Annotated in this window: 19 protein-coding genes and 3 tRNA genes; 12 read left to right on the top strand and 10 right to left on the bottom strand. The window is 70.7% G+C overall.

Features of this window, described 5'->3' with window-relative positions; all coding sequences use genetic code 11:
- Positions 1-248: 248 nt before the first annotated feature.
- The 5 genes from HCC61_RS07255 to HCC61_RS07235 all read right to left on the bottom strand — a co-directional run bounded on the left by HCC61_RS07255 (position 249) and on the right by HCC61_RS07235 (position 5036).
- Entirely contained in the window at positions 249-1391 is a 1143-nt protein-coding gene (locus HCC61_RS07255) for an alcohol dehydrogenase catalytic domain-containing protein (RefSeq protein ID WP_169134376.1), read from the bottom strand.
- A 33-nt stretch (positions 1392-1424) separates the two neighbouring features.
- On the bottom strand, positions 1425-2666 hold the full coding sequence (locus HCC61_RS07250) for a Tm-1-like ATP-binding domain-containing protein (protein ID WP_169134375.1): 1242 nt from the start codon (positions 2664-2666) through the stop codon (positions 1425-1427).
- 54 nt (positions 2667-2720) lie between these two features.
- Positions 2721-3398, bottom strand: a complete 678-nt coding sequence (locus tag HCC61_RS07245; protein WP_169134374.1) for a class II aldolase/adducin family protein — start codon at positions 3396-3398, stop codon at positions 2721-2723.
- 35 nt (positions 3399-3433) lie between these two features.
- The gene (locus HCC61_RS07240) at positions 3434-4327 is read right to left on the bottom strand and encodes a creatininase family protein (protein WP_169134373.1); all 894 of its coding nucleotides are present in this window, start codon (positions 4325-4327) and stop codon (positions 3434-3436) included.
- Between the two features lie 253 nt (positions 4328-4580).
- Positions 4581-5036, bottom strand: coding sequence for a hypothetical protein (locus HCC61_RS07235; RefSeq protein ID WP_240968526.1), 456 nt, complete (start codon positions 5034-5036; stop codon positions 4581-4583).
- 371 nt (positions 5037-5407) lie between these two features.
- Here HCC61_RS07235 and HCC61_RS07230 point away from each other — a divergent pair, with 371 nt between their 5' ends.
- The gene (locus HCC61_RS07230) at positions 5408-6376 is read left to right on the top strand and encodes a YihY/virulence factor BrkB family protein (protein WP_346777063.1); all 969 of its coding nucleotides are present in this window, start codon (positions 5408-5410) and stop codon (positions 6374-6376) included.
- Positions 6377-6458: 82 nt separating this feature from the next.
- Here HCC61_RS07230 and HCC61_RS07225 read toward each other — a convergent pair whose 3' ends face one another.
- Both HCC61_RS07225 and HCC61_RS07220 read right to left on the bottom strand, forming a co-directional pair.
- Positions 6459-7130, bottom strand: a complete 672-nt coding sequence (locus tag HCC61_RS07225; protein WP_169134372.1) for an NAD(P)H-binding protein — start codon at positions 7128-7130, stop codon at positions 6459-6461.
- A gap of 86 nt (positions 7131-7216) precedes the next feature.
- Positions 7217-8614: an amidohydrolase family protein gene (locus tag HCC61_RS07220; protein ID WP_240968525.1), complete on the bottom strand. Its 1398-nt coding sequence runs from the start codon at positions 8612-8614 to the stop codon at positions 7217-7219.
- Positions 8615-8847: 233 nt separating this feature from the next.
- Here HCC61_RS07220 and HCC61_RS07215 point away from each other — a divergent pair.
- From HCC61_RS07215 to HCC61_RS07190, 6 genes are all read left to right on the top strand, one after another.
- Positions 8848-8920, top strand: a tRNA-Thr gene (locus tag HCC61_RS07215).
- A gap of 46 nt (positions 8921-8966) precedes the next feature.
- A tRNA-Met gene (locus HCC61_RS07210) sits at positions 8967-9039 on the top strand.
- A gap of 91 nt (positions 9040-9130) precedes the next feature.
- Positions 9131-9295 (top strand): 50S ribosomal protein L33, encoded by a 165-nt coding sequence (gene rpmG / locus HCC61_RS07205; protein WP_003948671.1) that lies wholly within the window; start codon positions 9131-9133, stop codon positions 9293-9295.
- A 160-nt stretch (positions 9296-9455) separates the two neighbouring features.
- Positions 9456-9914 carry a MaoC family dehydratase N-terminal domain-containing protein gene (locus HCC61_RS07200; RefSeq protein WP_169134371.1) on the top strand — a complete coding sequence of 153 codons (459 nt, stop codon included), beginning with the start codon at positions 9456-9458 and terminating at the stop codon, positions 9912-9914.
- Positions 9914-10348 carry a MaoC family dehydratase gene (locus HCC61_RS07195; RefSeq protein ID WP_169134370.1) on the top strand — a complete coding sequence of 145 codons (435 nt, stop codon included), beginning with the start codon at positions 9914-9916 and terminating at the stop codon, positions 10346-10348. Before HCC61_RS07200 ends, HCC61_RS07195 begins: the two co-directional genes overlap by 1 nt.
- Before the next feature lie 128 nt (positions 10349-10476).
- The gene (locus HCC61_RS07190) at positions 10477-11532 is read left to right on the top strand and encodes a UDP-N-acetylmuramate dehydrogenase (protein WP_169134369.1); all 1056 of its coding nucleotides are present in this window, start codon (positions 10477-10479) and stop codon (positions 11530-11532) included.
- Positions 11533-11818: 286 nt separating this feature from the next.
- Here HCC61_RS07190 and HCC61_RS07185 read toward each other — a convergent pair whose 3' ends face one another.
- The 3 genes from HCC61_RS07185 to HCC61_RS07175 all read right to left on the bottom strand — a co-directional run bounded on the left by HCC61_RS07185 (position 11819) and on the right by HCC61_RS07175 (position 15078).
- Positions 11819-12463 (bottom strand): SDR family oxidoreductase, encoded by a 645-nt coding sequence (locus HCC61_RS07185; RefSeq protein WP_169134368.1) that lies wholly within the window; start codon positions 12461-12463, stop codon positions 11819-11821.
- A gap of 118 nt (positions 12464-12581) precedes the next feature.
- The gene (locus HCC61_RS07180) at positions 12582-13595 is read right to left on the bottom strand and encodes an adenosine deaminase (RefSeq protein ID WP_169134367.1); all 1014 of its coding nucleotides are present in this window, start codon (positions 13593-13595) and stop codon (positions 12582-12584) included.
- Positions 13596-13839: 244 nt separating this feature from the next.
- The gene (locus HCC61_RS07175) at positions 13840-15078 is read right to left on the bottom strand and encodes a pyridoxal phosphate-dependent aminotransferase (protein WP_169134366.1); all 1239 of its coding nucleotides are present in this window, start codon (positions 15076-15078) and stop codon (positions 13840-13842) included.
- A 177-nt stretch (positions 15079-15255) separates the two neighbouring features.
- Here HCC61_RS07175 and HCC61_RS07170 point away from each other — a divergent pair.
- The 5 genes from HCC61_RS07170 to rplA all read left to right on the top strand — a co-directional run bounded on the left by HCC61_RS07170 (position 15256) and on the right by rplA (position 18075).
- Positions 15256-15328 (top strand) — tRNA-Trp (locus HCC61_RS07170).
- A 119-nt stretch (positions 15329-15447) separates the two neighbouring features.
- Positions 15448-15717, top strand: a complete 270-nt coding sequence (gene secE / locus HCC61_RS07165) for a preprotein translocase subunit SecE (RefSeq protein WP_346777081.1) — start codon at positions 15448-15450, stop codon at positions 15715-15717.
- 70 nt (positions 15718-15787) lie between these two features.
- Complete coding sequence (gene nusG, locus HCC61_RS07160; protein WP_169134364.1) at positions 15788-16648, top strand: transcription termination/antitermination protein NusG; 861 nt, start codon at positions 15788-15790, stop codon at positions 16646-16648.
- A 172-nt stretch (positions 16649-16820) separates the two neighbouring features.
- The gene (gene rplK / locus HCC61_RS07155) at positions 16821-17255 is read left to right on the top strand and encodes a 50S ribosomal protein L11 (RefSeq protein WP_028433846.1); all 435 of its coding nucleotides are present in this window, start codon (positions 16821-16823) and stop codon (positions 17253-17255) included.
- A gap of 97 nt (positions 17256-17352) precedes the next feature.
- Positions 17353-18075, top strand: coding sequence for a 50S ribosomal protein L1 (gene rplA, locus HCC61_RS07150; RefSeq protein ID WP_169134363.1), 723 nt, complete (start codon positions 17353-17355; stop codon positions 18073-18075).
- The last annotated feature ends 99 nt before the right edge of the window (positions 18076-18174 follow it).

Here is an 18174-nt window from a genome sequence, read left to right as displayed (position 1 = left end):
GGCCCCCGGTTCTCCCCCGCCTGCTCTCCAGCCCCGAAGGGCACGGCCCGCCCCGGGCACGTGTCGCTCAGGGCACGCCCCGCTCAGGTCGCGCGCCCCGCCCAGGGCAAGTCCCGCTCACTGCACGGCGCATCCGCGTACGGCGCACCCGCGCAACGCACACCCGCGCAACGCACACCCGGGGCGCCGCCCTCGAACTACGTGAAGCGCGAGCGCGCACAGCGCATGAACGTCCAAGTCGCCGACGTTCAGGGCACGATGACGACCTTCAGCGGATCGCCGTCCCGCTCCTTGATCACCCGGAACGCCTCCTCGATGTCCTCCAGCGGGAAGTGGTGCGTGACCAGCCGCTCTCCCTGGAGCTGACCGCTGGCGGCCAGTGCCACCGCGCGTTCGACGTTGTTGCCGCCTTCGCCCCGCGAGGTGTACATGGTGATGTCCTTGCGGATGGCGCTGCTCAGGTCGAACTCGACCTTGCCCGGGTAGAACGCGACGAAGAGGATCTTGCCCCCGCGCTTGGTGACGTCCACGCAGAACTGAGGGGTGTCGGGTCCGCCGGACGCCTCGATGGTGAGGTCCAGCCCGGCGCCTCCGGTGAGTTCGAGGATCTTCTCGACGGGGTCCTCGGCGGTGACGTCGACCACGTGGTCCGCGCCCAGCTCCAGGCCCAGGTCCAGACGCGACTTCCGCGTACCGGCGAGGATCACCTTGGAGGCGCCCATCAGCCTGCACATCTGGACGGTCATCAGGCCGACCGCTCCGGGCCCGAACACGGCGACGTCCTGTCCGACGATGTAGCTCTGGGCGGCGTCGAGACCGTAGAGCCCGGTGCCGGCCGTGGTGATCAGCACGCCGTCCTCGGGGCTGAGATGGTCCGGGAGCCTGTAGAGCGCGGCGACATGATGCACGGCGTACTCGGCGAAGCCGCCGTCGGTCGTCATGCCGCTGGCGCGGTGCCCCTTCGACACGTCGCCGTAGTTGAGGCAGGCGGTGTACTTGCCGGTCACGCAGTTCGCGCAGCGTCCGCAGCCGTGGTGCGCCTCGATGCACACCCGGTCTCCGGGACGGAACTCGTCGACGTTCTCGCCGACGGCGGCGACCGTGCCGGTCCACTCGTGTCCCGGGGTGTACTCGCCGAAGGGCGGCGTCTGCGGGAAGTGCCCGGCGAGGATCTTCAGGTCGGTGCCGCACGCTCCGCACATCGCCACCCGGACGAGCACTTCTTCGGGCCCGAAGGCGGGTATCTCGCGGTCGACGACCCGGATGTCGCCGGGGCCGAACAGCACGGCCGCGCGCATCTTCTCCGGGATGCCGTCCTGGACGGGCTTGTCGGTACGGGCAGGGGTAGGGGTAGGCGTTCGCGTGGTGGAGCTGCCTGTCGCGTGGCTCATCGTCGAACTCACCTCAGGTGGGTGCTCGTGCCATCAGATGTCGTCCCCGGCCTCGGAGAGCAGCCGCACGAGTTCGTCGGCGGCGCGCCTCGCCAGCTCCGGTTCGTTGATCGTCGTGTGCAGCCGCTCGATCCGGACGGTCTCCGGTGCGGCCGCGCCGAGTTCGTCGGCGAACCGGGCGTTGGCTTCGGGGTCGTGAAGGGGCCCGCCCGGTGAGCCGGCGTGTGACCAGCCGAGTTCCGGGACGAACACGGTCACGGGCGCTCTGGAGGCGCCCAGCCGTGCGGCCATGGTGCGTGCGACTTCGGCCAGTTCGTCGGCGTTCGCCCGCACATTGGTGTTGTTGGGGTTGTGATGGTGGATCGGGCGGTCCCTCATCGGCTCGGGGATGGTGTCCGCCGCTGCGAAACAGTGGTACTCGAGCCCACCCGGAAGCACCACCTGTGGGATTCCCACTTCTCCTGCGGCGGTGAGCCTGCCGGGTCGTACGGGGGTGTAGATGTCCGCCGGATACAGCTCGGCGAGCAGTTCGTGCGTCGTCAGGTCGAGCACTCCGTCGAAGAGCCCTTCGCGTACGAAACGCTCCATGGCCGAGCCGGAGGCCCCCGACGCGTGGAACGGCACGACGTCGATTCCCTGCTCCCGCAGCCGGCCGATCGCCGTCGTCACGGCGTCGTGCGTATTGCCGAACGCGGTGACGGCCACCAGCCGCCCGCCTTCCGTACGGCCGGGAGGCGCGCACCGGGCCATGCCCGCGACGGCCGCCGCGGCCTGGCGCAGCACGGTGCCGGTGATCAGGTTGGGGCCGCCGAGCAGGTCGCCGACGGAGAAGGCGAAGGTGATGTCGCTGTCCCCGATGAAGCCGCGCAGGTCGCCCGACGCGACGGTGGAGACGACGTACTTCGGCAGTCCGAAGGGGAGCGACCGCATGGCGCCGGCGGCCAGCGCGGTGCCCTGGTTGCCGCCGACGCCCAGCACACCGTGCAGTGCGTCCCGGCCGTGCCACTCGCGCAGGATCTCGCCCGCGCCGGCGGCCATCGCGGCCATCGCACGGTCCCTGCGGGTGAACTCCCGCAGATCGGCGAGGAGTTCACCGGCGGCGGAGGCCACGGCCGACGCGTCCACGTCGGCGAGGCGGCTCTCCGCCTCGCCGCTGCGGACGCCGACGTCGACGATGCGCGGACGGCAGCCGTGGTCGCGCAGCTCTCCCGCCAGGAAGGCCGCCTCCTCGTGCTTGGTGTCCAAGGTGGCCACCACCGCGATCACCGGTGTCACTCCGTCCCTCCTCTCCGGGGCTGTCGGCGGCTGCTGCGTCTCAGCTGCGGCGGCTCACCCTTCGGCCTCCGCGTGCGGCGCGCTGTCCTCCGCGAGACGGAGCGCCCGCGGCGGCCCGCCGGTTATCTGCGCGGCCAGCAGCGCCACCTTCGCGTCGTCCTCCAGATATTCCGTGCGGTAGTACGCCGTACGTACGTCAGGTCCGACCGTGACGGTGCCGTGCTCCCGCATCACCAGCCCCCGGATCTCCGTACCGGCGAACTTCTCGACCACCGCGTCCGCGAGTTCACGCGAACCCGCGGGGAGCAGATCCACGCTGTCGAGCGCCCGCAGATGTCCGCGCGCGGCGGCGTGCACCAGCATCGGCACCTCGTCGGCGACCGCGAAAGCCACCGAGTACGGCGGATGCAGATGCACGATTCCGCCGACCTCCGGACGGGCCCGGTAGATCCCGGCGTGCCAGAGCCATTCCTTCGAGGGCTTGCGCCCGGGGTCGAGTACGTCGCCCGAGAGGGACATCAGCACGGTCTCCGCCTCGGTCATCTCACCCTGGCAGCAGTCGGTCGCCTTGATGAGGAGGAGTTCGGTACCCGGCACCCGCAGGCTGTTGTTGCCGCTGACGCCGGGCACCAGCCCGCGTTCGTACCCACGCCTGGAGACGGCGGCCAGCTCGGACCGAAGCGCACGGAGCAGCCCGGGTGCGACCCGGACGTCCTCGGCTCCGTTCTCCATGAGGGAAACCTCCTTGGCCTGTCGGCCGGTCGGGGTCAGGCGCGGGTCGGGTAGTCGCTGTAGGTCACCTCGACGTCGAACTTGCGGACTTCCTCCACGTAGGCCGTGAGGTGGTCGGCCATGCGGTCCAGCATCTTCAGCCCCTTCTCCTTGTCGGAGCGGAACGGATTGCCGATGACCGCCGTGTCGCAGTACTCGTGGTGCTCCATCGGCACCCAGATGTTCTCCGAGCCCTGGAATTTCACCGTCGCGGTCCCGTCGATCTTGGAGAACGCCTCGGTCATGTACGCCGGTGCGTGCGCCCGGTCCTCGACCGCCCGGTCCATGTTCACGAGGCCGTCGGCGGTGGCCATCAGCGCGGAGGTCTCCAGCTCGCTGGAGTGCCAGCCCGGGGTCTCCTCGGGCGGGTTGTCGAAGAGGTCCTGGATCACCGAGGCATCGCGCTCCGTCGGTGTCTTGTAGTAGGAGACGAAGGCGCCGGTGTCGTAGCGGAGCTGCCGCATGATCTCGTCGATCGGCTTGACGTTCGAGCCGTGGTGGCTGACGAAGATCAGTCGCTTGTAGCCGTGGAAGATGAGGCTGCGGGCGATGTCGCTCATGATCCGGCGGTACGTCTCGGCCCGCAGCGTGATCGTGCCGGCGCCCTCGAGGTGCCTGCCCATGTGGTGCGGCGAGTAGCCGAACGGCACCAGCGGCGAGTACACGACGTCGGCGGCCTCGGCCGCCCGCTTGACCACCTCCATGGTCACGTAGCTGTCCGTGCCGAGCGGGATGTGCGCCCCGTGCTTCTCCGTGCTGCCGAGCGCGATGAGGGCGACGTCCTGGTTCGCCTCGCTCAGCCGCTCCGTCACCTCGGCGTAGGACATCGCGAGGAGGTTGTGCTTGCGCTCCGTGTCGGCGTCCTCGTTCACGTAGTCGGCGTCGGCCATCCGAACCTCCTGCTGTAAAGCGTTTCTGTAAAGCGTTTCAGGGAGCGTACTCACACCCGCGTGAAAGTGACAAGAGGTCGGACGGCGACCGGTTGCGGGCTTCGGTCCGCGACTGGCGCGCCCGGGGCGCCGAGCCCCTCGGGGGCTGCGCCGGCTCTCGCGTCGCGAACCGCCGGGCGGGGCCCGCCCGTGCCCGCACGTACGACGGCCCCGGACCGGTAACTTCCGGTCCGGGGCCGCCAGTTGAGCGGTGCTACGTCGTCTGTGCGGGCGATCGGTTCATCCCCGCGCACAGTGCCCAGATGATGAACACGTCCACCGCCAGCGTGATCACTGCCCAGAGCGGGAAGTAGGGCAGCCACATGAAGCTGGCGATCATGCCCAGGCCGGCCAGCACTATGCCGACCCATCGCGCCCACGTTGCGCCCGTCAACATCACGGCGATGCCGGCCACCGCGATCGCGGCGCCCAGGAAGAGATGGACCCATCCCCAGCCCGTGAGGCTGTAGTCGAACGCGTAGCTTCGCGTCGACGCGAATACGGCGTCCTCGCGCAGGGCTGCGACACCTGAGGAAACGGCGAGCAGTCCGCCGAAGAACATCAGCGCACCGGCCAGCTTCGTCCAGCCGCTGAACATCGTCGTCGGCTTGCCTGTATGGCGCACGGCGGTGCCCGCGTGTGCTCCGCCACCGGCGGCATGAGTTGCCATGTCGAGACCCTCCTCCTGCAAGGTCTGCCTTCACCTGTTCAGGTGCTTAGGCACCAGTTTGAACGGAATATCCAGACCTTGCTACCGGAGACGTTTCCGCAGGTCGGAGCCGGTACAGGAGCACATGTCCAGCAGTGCGGGTTCCGCCACCGCAGGTCCGCGGGCCGTCCCGTCCCGTACGCGGTCCTCGCCTCCCGGGTGCGGTCGCGGACCCGCCGTACGGACCCGGAAGGGCGTGTGCGCACCATGTTTCCGGCAGGGCCAACCCGGCCAGACGCCTTACCAGCCGCATCACGACGGCGCCGCCCGCGCGGCAGGCGTACGTGCCGAGCACCGGAGCGGGTGGAGAGAACAAAGTGGAGGGGACCGGAGTGAGCACTGGCGTGACCGGGGGAGAGGCCCGGCCGGGACCGGACGGACCCGGCACCTCGGCGGCCCCCGCCCCGGCGGCACGGGCGCCTTCCCCCGCATCCGCGCCGGCCGCGCGCGGCTCCCTGCCCTCGCTCGCCGACTGCCGCACCGCCCTGCGCCGTACGCCCGTCTCCGTGTGGAACGACGACGTCACCGACTGGGCCGCCGCCCTCACCTACTACGCGGTGCTCGCGATCTTCCCCGCCCTGCTCGTCACCGTCTCCGCCGTGGGCCTCATCGGTACGGATGCCACCCGCGAGCTCATCGCCCGCGCCACCACCGTCCTGCCCGCCCAGTCCGGCGAGTTGATGGCGGGCGTGCTGAAGGACATGGCGGCGCAGAGCACCGCGGCCTGGCTGCTCGCCGTCTTCGGCACGGCCTGGTCACTCTGGTCCGCCTCCAGCTACCTCAGCGTCTTCCGGCGCGCGCTGCACGGAATGCACGGCGTCGAGGACCACCGCCCGGTGTGGCGGACGATCCCGCGGATCGTGCTGACCGCGACGGCGCTGCTCGCGCTGCTCGTCTCCAGCGTCTTCGTGCTCGTGCTCAGCGGCGAGGTCGCACGCACCGCGGGCGGCCTGCTCGGCATGGGCGCCTTCGCCGTCGGCGCGTGGAACACGATGAAGTGGCTGCTTCTGCTGGGCCTGGTCGCCGTGCTCGTGCTCGTCGTCTTCCGCACGGGGCCCGCCGGGACGCGCGGCGTGCGCAGACGCGCACCCGGCGGTGCGCTGGCGGTGCTGCTGTGGCTCGCCGCGTCGTTCGGTTTCGCGCTGTACGCCTCGCACGTCGGCACGTACCACCGGCTGTACGGATCGCTCGCGGGGATCGTCGTCTTCCTGGTCTGGCTGTGGATGTCGAACCTGGCGCTGCTCGTGGGCGCCCAGTTCAACGCCGAGCTCGCCAAGCTCCGCCGCGCGGCGGGCAGTTGAGCCGTCCTGGGCCGTCGTCGCTGCTGTCGTTGCCGTCACCCGAGCCGAGCCGCATCGGGGGTCCGTCAGGCCCGCCCGGCGCTCACCGCAGCGCGACCGCCCCCACCGCCTCGTCGACGGGGGTCTCGCCGCCGATGAGTTCGAGCGTCAGACCCGCCGTGCCCGGAGCGTGCAGCAGCGCACCGATGACCGCCGCGACGTCGTCACGCGTCACCTCCGCGCGCCTGGTCCGCTCTGCGAGCCGCACCCGTCCCGTACCGGCGTCGTTCGTCAGCCGCCCCGGCCGCAGCACCGTCCAGTCGAGGTCCTCGCGCGCCCGTACGGCGTCGTCCGCGGCGCCCTTGGCCCGCTGGTACGCGGCGAACACCGGGTCGGTGCCGGGCGGCGGCTCGGTCAGCCCGGCGTCGGCCCCCATCGACGAGACGATGATGTAGCGCCGTACCCCCGCCTGTGCCGCCGCGTCCGCGAAGAGCACCGCCGCCGCGCGGTCCACAGTCTCCTTGCGCTCCGCGCCGCTGCCCGGACCGGCCCCGGCGGCGAAGACCACCGCGTCCGCGCCCTCCAGATGCGCGGCGACCTCGTCCACCGACGCCGACTCCAGGTCGCAGACCACCGGTTCGGCACCCGCCGCCCGGAGATCGTCGGCCTGTTCCGGTTTCCGGATGACTCCCGCAGCCTCGTCGCCGCGCGCGGCGAGCAGCCGCTCCAGCCGCAGCGCGATCTGACCGTGTCCACCAGCGATGACTGTGCGCATGCCCCGACCGTACGTCACGGCGGCGCGCGCCGCGCTGCCGCCCACGGAGCGGGACCACCCGCCCTCCGTGCCCGGCTGACCGCTCGTCAGCCCTGCGACTGCCGCGGCAGATCGAACTCCGACGTACCCGTGAAGTCGCAGAATTCGCGCACCGCGCTGGTACGCGCGACCACACGCCCCCGGTGCACCACCACTCTGCTGTACGCGAGCGAGAGCGCCCCCGCCAGCTCCGTACCCCGCACCGCCAGCAGCTCGGCGGGGAACCCGGCCTCCACCCGCACCTCCGGAAGGCCCATCGTCGTACGTGCCCGCGCGCAGACCGCCTCGTACGACGCCTCCGGACTCGCCTCGCCGTGCGACGCCAGCAGATATGCGGCCTCCAGGGGGTCGCCCCGGCCGACGGTGTTGGCGGCGTCCCGCAGCGCCCCGCCCCCGGCGGCGACCGTGACACCGGCCGCCCTCAGCAGCCGTACGGGCGCCACCCGCGAAGGCGCCGTCTGCGAAGGGCGTTCCAGCACACCGCAGTTGCCCTGCGGCAGGCACACGACCGTGACGCCGGCGGCGGCCAGCCGCTCCGCAGTACGCACCGCCGCCTTGTGCGGCAGCCTCGCGAGCCCCGCGCAAGGCCCGATCGCGACCCCCGGCCGCAGCCCGCCCGCCGCGGCGGCGAGCCGGGACAGCCGGGCCGGGTCGCCGCCGTCCGTGTGCAGATCGACGGGGCAGCCGTGCTCGGCCGCGACCTCCAGCACCGCGTCCACGTAGCCCGCCGGATCGGGGTCGAGGTCGGGGCAGCCGCCGATGACTGAGGCGCCCATCTTCACCGCGTCCCGCAGCATCGACAGACCGTCGGCACCGGCGACCCCGGTCAGCAGCCGCGGCACTGCCACGGTGCTCAGCTCGACGAGCCCACGCAGCGCACGGCGTGCCTGAAGCACCGCCTCCAGCGAACGCAGTCCCGCGACATCGCCGATGTGCACGTGGGTGCGGGTCGCGGTGGCGCCCAGTCCGAGCTGCATCAGGGCCGCCTCGGTCGTACGGCGCTGCACGTCCTCGGGGGCGCTGCGGGGCGGCCCGGCTGCGACGGGGGAGACGGCGGTCAGCGCCGTGTCGTAGTGGGCGTGCGCCTCGGCCGGCGCCGGAAGCAGCAGATAACCGGCGAGGTCGACCCGGGAACCGCCCGCCGGCTGCGGGAGGCGCGCCAGGCTGCCGGCCGTTCCGACCGCCTCGATGCGGCCGCCTCCCAGCCGTACGTCCACGGTGCGGCCGTCGGCGAGACGGGCGCCGCACAGCATGAGGGTGCGGGGGGAGGCGGTGTCGGGGGAGTCGTCGCGGGGGGCGGCGGGTTCACGGGCGGATGCGCCGCCGGAGCCGCTCGACGAGTTGCCCGCGCCGCCTTGCCGGCCGCCGTCCGGGCCACCGTTCGTGTCGGATTCGTCACGGGAGCCCTCGCCGTCCACCGGCCCCTCTGACTGGCTGTCGGCCATCGCACTCCCCACATCGGCGGATGATCATGATCACGCAGCGTGAGTAGAGAGTAGGGCGCCCGCAGGGCACCGGCGAGGAGGAGGCGAATAGTCGTACTGACGTGGTGCGAGGGGATGTTGAGGCATTCCACGGCACCGGATGAGACCCTGTGAGCAGGGCCCGCGAGGGGTGCTGGACGGGCGCGATACGGATTTCACCTTTGGCTGTCAGGCGTGTAATGTCTTCACCGCTCGCCCCAATAGCTCAGTCGGCAGAGCGTCTCCATGGTAAGGAGAAGGTCAACGGTTCGATTCCGTTTTGGGGCTCTGATGTGTGAGATCTCCCGTCGGGAGATGGGAGTCCGCGCATCGTGGCGGTGTAGCTCAGTCGGTAGAGCAAGCGGCTCATAATCGCTGTGTCACCGGTTCAAGTCCGGTCACCGCTACTTCACCGAATGTAGCCGATTGTGGGGTCGGTCCTTCGATCGGCTACTCTTTCTGCTTGTCTAGCCCATCTGTCCGTCAAGGAGCACTCACGTGGCTGCCACAGACGTCCGCCCGAAGATCACGCTGGCCTGCGTGGAGTGCAAGGAGCGGAACTACATCACCAAGAAGAACCGGCGTAACAACCCGGATCGTCTGGAGATGAAGAAGCACTGCCCGCGTTGCAACGCGCACACGGCGCACCGCGAGACGCGCTGACCCAGGCCCTTCTGCGAGGCCGTCCCCACAGCGGGGGCGGCCTCGTGTCGTTGGTCAACTCGGCCCGGCTGCCGTGCCGTTGCTCCGGGGCGTCGCCGCACGCGCCGGGCCACCGCGGCGGCGCCGCCTCACCGACCCCGTTCAGGAGGTGTCCGCGCCCATGGCGCTCGACCAGTCCTTCGTCGGGCGGAGCTATCCGCCCACCAGCCCTTACGAGGTGGGCCGCGAGAAGATCCGCGAGTTCGCCGAGGCTGTCGGCGACACCAACCCGGCGTACACGGACCGCGCCGCGGCCGAAGCCCTCGGCCACCCCGATGTGATCGCGCCGCCCACCTTCGTCTTCGCGATCACCTTCCGCGCGGCCCGCCAGGTCACCGAGGACCCCCAACTGGGCCTGGACTACGACCGCGTGGTGCACGGGGACCAGAAGTTCGCCTATACGCGTCCCGTACGGGCGGGCGACCGGCTCACGGTCTCCTCCACCATCGAGGCCATCAGGTCGATGTCGGGCAACGACATCCTCGACGTACGCGGCGACGTCCACGACGAGTCGGGCGAGCTCGTCGTGACCGCCTACACCAAGCTCGTCGCCCGCGCACCCGAGACGGAGGGCACGTGATGGCAGCGAAGATCGCGTACGCCGATGTGGAGGCCGGCACCGAGCTGCCCGCCCGCACCTTTCCCGTCGACCGTGAGCGCCTCGTGCGCTATGCGGGAGCCTCGGGAGACTTCAACCCCATTCACTGGAACGAGCGGTTCGCCAAGGAGGTCGGACTGCCCGACGTCATCGCCCACGGCATGTTCACCATGGCCGAGGCGATCCGGGTCGTCACCGACTGGACGGGCGATCCGGCGGCGGTCGTCGAGTACGGGGTGCGCTTCACCAGGCCCGTCGTCGTGCCCGACGACGACAAGGGCGCCGCGATCGAGGTGACCGGGAAGGTCGCGGCCAAGCTCGACGACGAGGCGCGCACCGTACGGGTGGACCTGACGGTGATGAGCGCGGGCCAGAAGGTGCTGGGCATGTCGCGGGCCGTGGTGCGGCTCGCCTGAGGGACGCGGACCGGAGCCGCGGGTCCGGTGGCCGAGATCCGAGATCCGAGATCCGAGGTCCGGTGGCCGGGGCGGTGGGGGGCCGGGTGCGGACGCCGGCCCCGTCCCGCTCTCGTACGCTGGTGCGCGTGCAGGAACTCCATGACGCCCCCCTCGCCCCGCTGACCACCTTCCGGCTCGGCGGCCCGGCCGCCCGCCTGCGTATCGCGACGACCGACGACGAGGTCGTCGAGGCCGTCCGCGAGGCCGACGCCGGAGGCTCCCCGCTGCTGATCGTCGCCGGTGGCAGCAACCTCGTCGTCGCGGACGAGGGCTTCCCGGGCACCGCACTGCGCATCGCCACCAGCGGTGTCGAACTCTCGGGCACGAGCCTGGAGTTGGCGGCCGGCGAGAACTGGTCGGACGCCGTCGCCCGTACGGTCGACGCGGGGCTCGCGGGCATCGAATGCCTCGCCGGAATCCCCGGCTCCGCCGGCGCGACCCCCATCCAGAACGTGGGCGCGTACGGGCAGGAGGTCTCCTCGACCATCACCGAGGTCGTGGCATACGACCGCCGTACGGACGAGACGGTCGTCGTCCCGAACTCCGAGTGCGGCTTCTCCTACCGCCACAGCCGCTTCAAGGCCGACCCGACGCGCTTTGTCGTACTGCGGGTCCGCTTCCGGCTGGAGGACGCCGGAGGGCTGTCGGCGCCGCTCAAGTACGCCGAGACCGCGCGGGCGCTCGGTGTCGGGCCCGGCGACCGCGTACCCGTGCAGACCGCACGCGAGACGGTGCTCAAACTCCGCGCGGGCAAGGGCATGGTGCTCGACCCGGAGGACCACGACACCTGGTCGGCGGGGTCGTTCTTCACCAATCCGGTGCTCGACGAGCGCGACTTCGAGGCCTTCACCGCCCGCGTCGCCGAACGCCTGGGCGCCGACGTCGCCGCGCCCGCCTTCCCGGACGGCGAGGGCCGTACGAAGACCTCCGCCGCCTGGCTCATCGACCGTGCCGGCTTCGGCAAGGGCTACGGGACGGGCTCGGCCCGCATCTCCACCAAGCACACCCTCGCGCTCACCAACCGGGGGGACGCATCGACGGCGGACCTGCTGGCGCTCGCCCGTGAGGTACGGGACGGGGTGCGCGAGGCCTTCGGCATCACCCTCGTCAACGAGCCGGTGACGGTGGGCTGTTCGCTGTAGCGACGGCCGGTCCGGGAGACGGTGAGGCGTAACGGCCCGTCGGGATGCACCGGTTCGGCCGCGGTCGGCTGCGGTTCGGCTCATGCGCCGCGGGCGCCTGTCGCCACGGCGCCGCCCGTCGCCACGGTCCCGGCTCGCGCCGGCACACGTACGCCCCGGTGCGCATCAACAAGCGCCCGTGCACCAACAAGCACCCGAAAGGGGGGACTTGGAGGCGGGCGGGACGGCCAAGGCGCTCCGGGTGCCGCGGCCCCGGAAGCTCCACGACCTCCCGGTCCGCCGGGACTCAGGACGCGACGCCGATCCCCTGTCCCACCGTCGCCGGATCCTCCACCATCGCCAGGATCGCCGCCGCCAGATCCGCACGCGGCACGGAGTGGCCACGGGGCACATTGCCGCCTGTCACCTGCCGGTACGTGCCCTTCGCCGCCGCATCGGTCAGTTTGGGCGGACGCACGAGGGTCCAGTCGAGGCCGCTCGCCCGTACCACGTCCTCCATCACCGCCAGGTCCGCGTACACCTGCCGGAACACCCGGCGCACCAGCGGCACCGCCACCGTGCGGAAGAGCAGCGTCTCGCCCTCTCCCCACGCCACCACCGGAGCCGCGCTCACCCCGACATAGCGGCGCACCCCGCCCTCCTTCATCGCGGCCACGATCGCCCGCGTACCGGCGGAGGCGATGCCCGCGCCCTTGTTGCTGGGCGCGCCCAGTGCGGACAGCACCGCGTCCCGCCCCCGCACCGCGGGCACCAGGGCCTCCGGGTCCGTGACGCCGGCGGTGACGACCTCCAGGCGCGCCGAGGTCTCCTGTTTCACGGGCAGCCGCGCCGGATCGCGTACGACCGCGGTGACCTCGTGCCCTGCGTCCAGGGCCTGCTGCACGAGCTGCCGGCCGGTGCCGCCGGTCGCGCCGAAGACTGTGAAGCGCATGGGGTTCCCCTTTCGAAGGAAGCGATGGACGGAAGTACGGAAGCGCAGGTACGGAAGCGCAAGTGCGAAAGCGGAAGGACCGGAAACGCAAGAACCGGAAGCGGAAAGAGGACGAGGACTAGGCGAGCCACTCCTCGATGCCGGTGAGCGCCCTCTCCCGCGCGTCCGCCGGCATCGACGCCGCACGCACCGACTGCCGTGCCAGCTCGGCCAGTTCGGAATCCGTGAACCCGTGCGCCTCCCGCGCGATGGTGTACTGGGCCGCCAGCCGGGAGCCGAAGAGCAGCGGGTCGTCGGCGCCGAGAGCCATCGGCACCCCGGCCTCCCAGAGCCGGCGCAGCGGCACGTCCTCCGGCTTGTCGTAGACGCCCAGCGCCACGTTCGAGGCGGGGCACACCTCGCAGGTGACGCCGGCCGCCGCGAGCCGTGCGAGCAGTGCCGGATCCTCGGCCGCCCGCACGCCGTGCCCCACGCGCGAGGCGTGCAGGTCGTCCAGGCAGTCCCGCACGCTGCCGGGGCCGGTCAGCTCCCCGCCGTGCGGCGCCGCCAGCAGTCCGCCGCTACGGGCGATCGTGAACGCGCGGTCGAAGTCGCGGGCGAATCCCCGGCGTTCGTCGTTGGAGAGCCCGAAGCCCACGATGCCGCGGTCGCGGAAGCGCACGGCGAGCCGCGCGAGCGTGCGCGCGTCGAGCGGATGCTTCATCCGGTTCGCCGCGACGATCAGCCTCATCCCCAGACCGGTGCTGCGCATCGCCTCGTCCACCGCGTCCAGGATGATCTCCAGCGCCGGGATCAGGCCGCCCAGCCGGGGCGCGTACGACGTGGGGTCCACCTGGATCTCCAGCCAGTGCCCGCCGTCCCGTACGTCCTCCTCGGCGGCCTCCCGCACCAGCCGCCGGATGTCCTCGGGCTCGCGCAGGCATGACCGCGCGATGTCGTAGAGACGCTGGAAGCGGAACCAGCCGCGCTCGTCCGTCGCCCGCAGCTTGGGAGGCTCGCCTCCGCTCAGGGCAGCCGGCAGGTGCACGCCGTACTTGTCGGCGAGCTCCAGCAGCGTGGACGGACGCATCGAGCCCGTGAAGTGCAGATGCAGATGGGCCTTGGGCAGGGTGCGCAGATCTCGGACAGCCATCCACAGATTTTGCCGCACGTGCCCCGTGTGCCGGTAGCCGCTGCCGCCTGAACGAGCGCTTGCCCGAACATGAGGACGGCCCCCGGCACGTAAACCGGGGGCCGTCCGTACTCCTTGTCCGTTCTCCCTGTCCGTTCTCCTGATCCCTACCGCCGGGAGGCCGAGGAGACCGAAGACGCGGAGGACGCCGGGGACTTGGAGGACTCCGCATACTCTGCGGGGCGGCTCCGCGGGGCGTTCCGCCTCAGTCGCGCGCCTCGCCCAGCAGCTTCTGCATGCGCGATACGCCCTCGGCGAGGTCCTCGTCCCCGAGCGCGTACGACAGCCGCAGATAGCCGGGGGTGCCGAAGGCCTCGCCCGGCACGACCGCGACCTCCGCCTCCTCCAGGATCAGCTCGGCGAGCTCGACGCTCGTGGCGGGACGCTTGCCGCGGATCTCCTTGCCCAGCAGGGCCTTGACCGACGGGTACGCGTAGAAGGCGCCCTCGGGCTCGGGGCAGACCACGCCCTCGATCTCGTTCAGCATCCGCACGATGGTGCGGCGGCGCCGGTCGAAGGCCGCACGCATCTCGGCGACCGCGTCCAGGCTGCCCGAGACGGCGGCGAGGGCCGCGACCTGCGCCACGTTGCTGACGTTCGAAGTGGCGTGGGACTGAAGGTTCATCGCCGCCTTCACCACGTCCTTCGGGCCGATGATCCAGCCGACCCGCCAACCCGTCATCGCGTACGTCTTGGCGACGCCGTTGACCACCACGCACTTGTCGCGCAGCTCCGGCACGACGGCCGGCAGCGAGGTGAACGCGGCGTCCCCGTACACGAGATGCTCGTAGATCTCGTCGGTCAGGACCCAAAGCCCGTGCTCCACGGCCCACTTGCCGATCGCCTCGACCTGCGCACGCGGATACACGGAACCGGTCGGGTTGGACGGCGAGACGAAGACGACCATCTTCGTACGCTCCGTGCGCGCGGCCTCCAACTGCTCGACGCTCACGAGGTAGTCGGTCGTCTCGTCGGCGACGACGGGCACCGGCACGCCGCCCGCCAGCCTGATCGACTCCGGGTAGGTGGTCCAGTACGGAGCCGGGACGATGACCTCGTCGCCCGGGTCGAGGACCGCTGCGAACGACTCGTAGATGGCCTGCTTGCCGCCGTTGGTGACCAGCACCTGGGTGGGCTCGACCTCGTAACCGGAATCGCGCAGCGTCTTCTCGGCGATTGCGGCCTTCAGTTCAGGCAGGCCTCCCGCCGGGGTGTACCGGTGGTTCCTCGTGTCGCGGCAGGCCTCCGCAGCCGCGTCCACGATGTAGCCGGGAGTCGGGAAGTCCGGTTCGCCCGCGCCGAAACCGATCACCGGACGCCCGGCGGCCTTGAGGGCCTTGGCCTTGGCGTCGACGGCGAGCGTCGCGGACTCGGAGATCGACCCGACGCGGGCCGACACACGTCGTGCGGTGGGTGACTGGGCAGGTGGCGTTGCAGCGCTCATACAGGCATGTTCCCAGACGGTCCTCCGCGGGGGCACCGGGGTTCGCCCGCGGGGCGCCGTTACGTGTTCGACGCTTGGGCGGGGAGCACGTACACTCACACGTCGTCGGTTCCCGGTCCCGTCCTCCGGCACGCACACCGAGCAGTCGTTGCGATGGGGTAAGTTGGGGAATCACAAAGGGTCGTAGCTCAATTGGAAGAGCACTGGTCTCCAAAACCAGCGGTTGGGGGTTCGAGTCCCTCCGGCCCTGCTCCACACACCGTCCAAGCGGCGTGTGAGTGCTTGCGTACGTACTGAAATGCACCGCTGTGCGGCCGGGCCGGACGCCGCATGGCATCGACCCGGATCAGGTGAGGACGAGTGACGGAGATCACGGATACCACCCAGGTCCCAGAGCCCGGCGGATCGTCGGAGGGCAAGCCCCGTCGCGGGGGCAAGCGCGCGAAGAAGGGCCCCCTGGGCCGTCTCGGACTCTTCTACCGGCAGATCATCGCCGAGCTCCGCAAGGTCGTCTGGCCCACCCGGCACCAGCTTTCGACGTACACCTCCGTGGTGATCGTCTTCGTCGTCATCATGATTGGCCTCGTGACCGTGATTGATTACGGGTTCACCCAGGCCATCAAGTACGTTTTCGGCTGAGCCCGCGAAGGCCACGCCCGCGGCGCTTCCCGTATGTTCGAACCCATGAAGCCAGGAAGAAGCAGCCACCGTGTCTGATCCGAACCTGAACGATGCCGTCGAGCCCGGTGAGGGCGACGACACCGCACGCGACATCGTCGAGGCTGCGGACGACGACGCGGACCAGGCGGAGGCGGCGGACACCGCCGCCGGTGAGCCGGCTGAAGAGGCCGCGCTGCACGTCGAGTCGGACGAGATCGCGGAGACCGCCGAGGACGCCGCCGCGCAGGAGGCAGGAGAAGGAGAGGAAGCGGAGGCCGAGGTCGAGGACCCGGTCGCCGCCCTCCGTGACGAGCTGCGCCTCCTCCCCGGCGAGTGGTATGTGATCCACACCTACGCGGGCTACGAGAACCGCGTGAAGACGAACCTCGAGCAGCGCGCCGTCTCCCTGAACGTGGAGGACTTCATCTTCCAGGCCGAGGTGCCCCAGGAAGAGGTCGTCCAGATCAAGAACGGCGACCGCCGCACCGTCCGGCAGAACAAGCTCCCGGGCTACGTCCTCGTACGCATGGATCTGACGAACGAGTCCTGGGGCGTCGTCCGCAACACCCCGGGCGTCACGGGCTTCGTCGGCAATGCCTACGACCCGTACCCGCTGACCCTCGACGAGATCGTCAAGATGCTCGCCCCGGAGGCCGAGGAGAAGGCCGCCAAGGCCGCGGTCGCCGAGGAGGAGGGCAAGCCGGCGGGCGGCCCCGGCCGCAAGGTCGAGGTCCAGGTGCTGGACTTCGAGGTCGGCGACTCCGTCACCGTCACCGACGGCCCGTTCGCCACGCTCCAGGCGACGATCAACGAGATCAACGCCGACTCCAAGAAGGTCAAGGGCCTCGTCGAGATCTTCGGCCGCGAGACCCCGGTCGAGCTGAGCTTCGACCAGATCCAGAAGAACTGACGAAGACCGACCTTCCCTGTCTCGGCTTCCGGCCGCTCGGCGCTTCCTTCGCGGGGCGTCTGAGCTGCCGGTTTCAAGGCGCACCACGGTACGGGCTATCGTGGTGCGGTATGCCTTCATCCGCTCGAAGGGTGGAGGCCGAATCACCTCTCACTAAGGACCCGGAGAGAGCATGCCTCCCAAGAAGAAGAAGGTCGCGGGGCTGATCAAGCTCCAGATCCAGGCCGGCGCCGCCAACCCGGCACCGCCCGTCGGCCCGGCGCTCGGTCAGCACGGCGTCAACATCATGGAGTTCTGCAAGGCCTACAACGCGGCGACCGAGTCGCAGCGCGGCTGGGTCATCCCCGTGGAGATCACGGTCTACGAGGACCGCTCCTTCACCTTCATCACCAAGACGCCCCCGGCGTCGAAGATGATCCTGAAGGCCGCGGGCGTGGACAAGGGCTCCGGCACCCCGCACACCACCAAGGTCGCGAAGATCACGCGTGACCAGGTGCGCGAGATCGCCACGACGAAGATGCCCGACCTGAACGCCAACGACCTGGACCAGGCCGAGAAGATCATCGCCGGCACCGCCCGTTCCATGGGTGTCACCGTCGAGGGCTGACCGCCCCGCCGCCGTGGAAGGGCCCGCGCAGGCCCGTACCACGACTCCGTAACCGCCGTGCGGGGCGACCGCACGACGCCACTGTCAGGAGCAGAAAGTGAAGCGCAGCAAGGCATTCCGCAGCGCGGACTCCAAGATCGACCGGGAGCGTCTGTACGCACCGCTCGAGGCCGTCCGTCTCGCCAAGGAGACCTCCACCAAGAAGTTCGACGCGACCGTCGAGGTCGCCCTGCGGCTGGGCGTCGACCCCCGCAAGGCCGACCAGATGGTCCGCGGCACCGTGAACCTGCCGCACGGCACCGGCAAGACCGCCCGGGTCCTGGTCTTCGCGACCGGTGACCGTGCAGCAGCCGCGGAGGCCGCGGGCGCCGACATCGTCGGCGCCGACGAGCTGATCGAGGAGGTCGCCGGCGGCCGTCTGGACTTCGACGCCGTCGTCGCCACCCCGGACCTGATGGGCAAGGTCGGCCGCCTCGGCCGCGTGCTCGGTCCGCGCGGTCTGATGCCGAACCCGAAGACCGGTACGGTCACGCCCGACGTCACCAAGGCCGTCGGCGACATCAAGGGCGGCAAGATCGAGTTCCGCGTCGACAAGCACTCCAATCTCCACTTCATCATCGGCAAGGCGTCCTTCGACGACACGCAGCTCGTCGAGAACTACGCCGCGGCGCTGGAGGAGGTCCAGCGTCTGAAGCCGTCGGCGGCCAAGGGCCGTTACGTGAAGAAGACGTCCATCACCACCACGATGGGCCCCGGGATCCCTGTCGACCCCAACCGCACCCGCAACCTCCTCGTCGAGGAGGACCCCGCCGCCGTCTGAGCGCTCCGCTCGGGCCCGCGGGCCGCGACATGAAGCCGGGCCCGTCCTCGCGAGGACGGGCCCGGCTTTGCGTTGCATGAGGCGGGCATGTCCGGGATA

It is taken from the genome of Streptomyces sp. HNM0575, assembly GCF_012726265.1.
Classification (GTDB): domain Bacteria; phylum Actinomycetota; class Actinomycetes; order Streptomycetales; family Streptomycetaceae; genus Streptomyces.
Note: the sequence above shows the minus strand (reverse complement) of the source record. Positions and strands in the feature narration are given on the sequence as shown.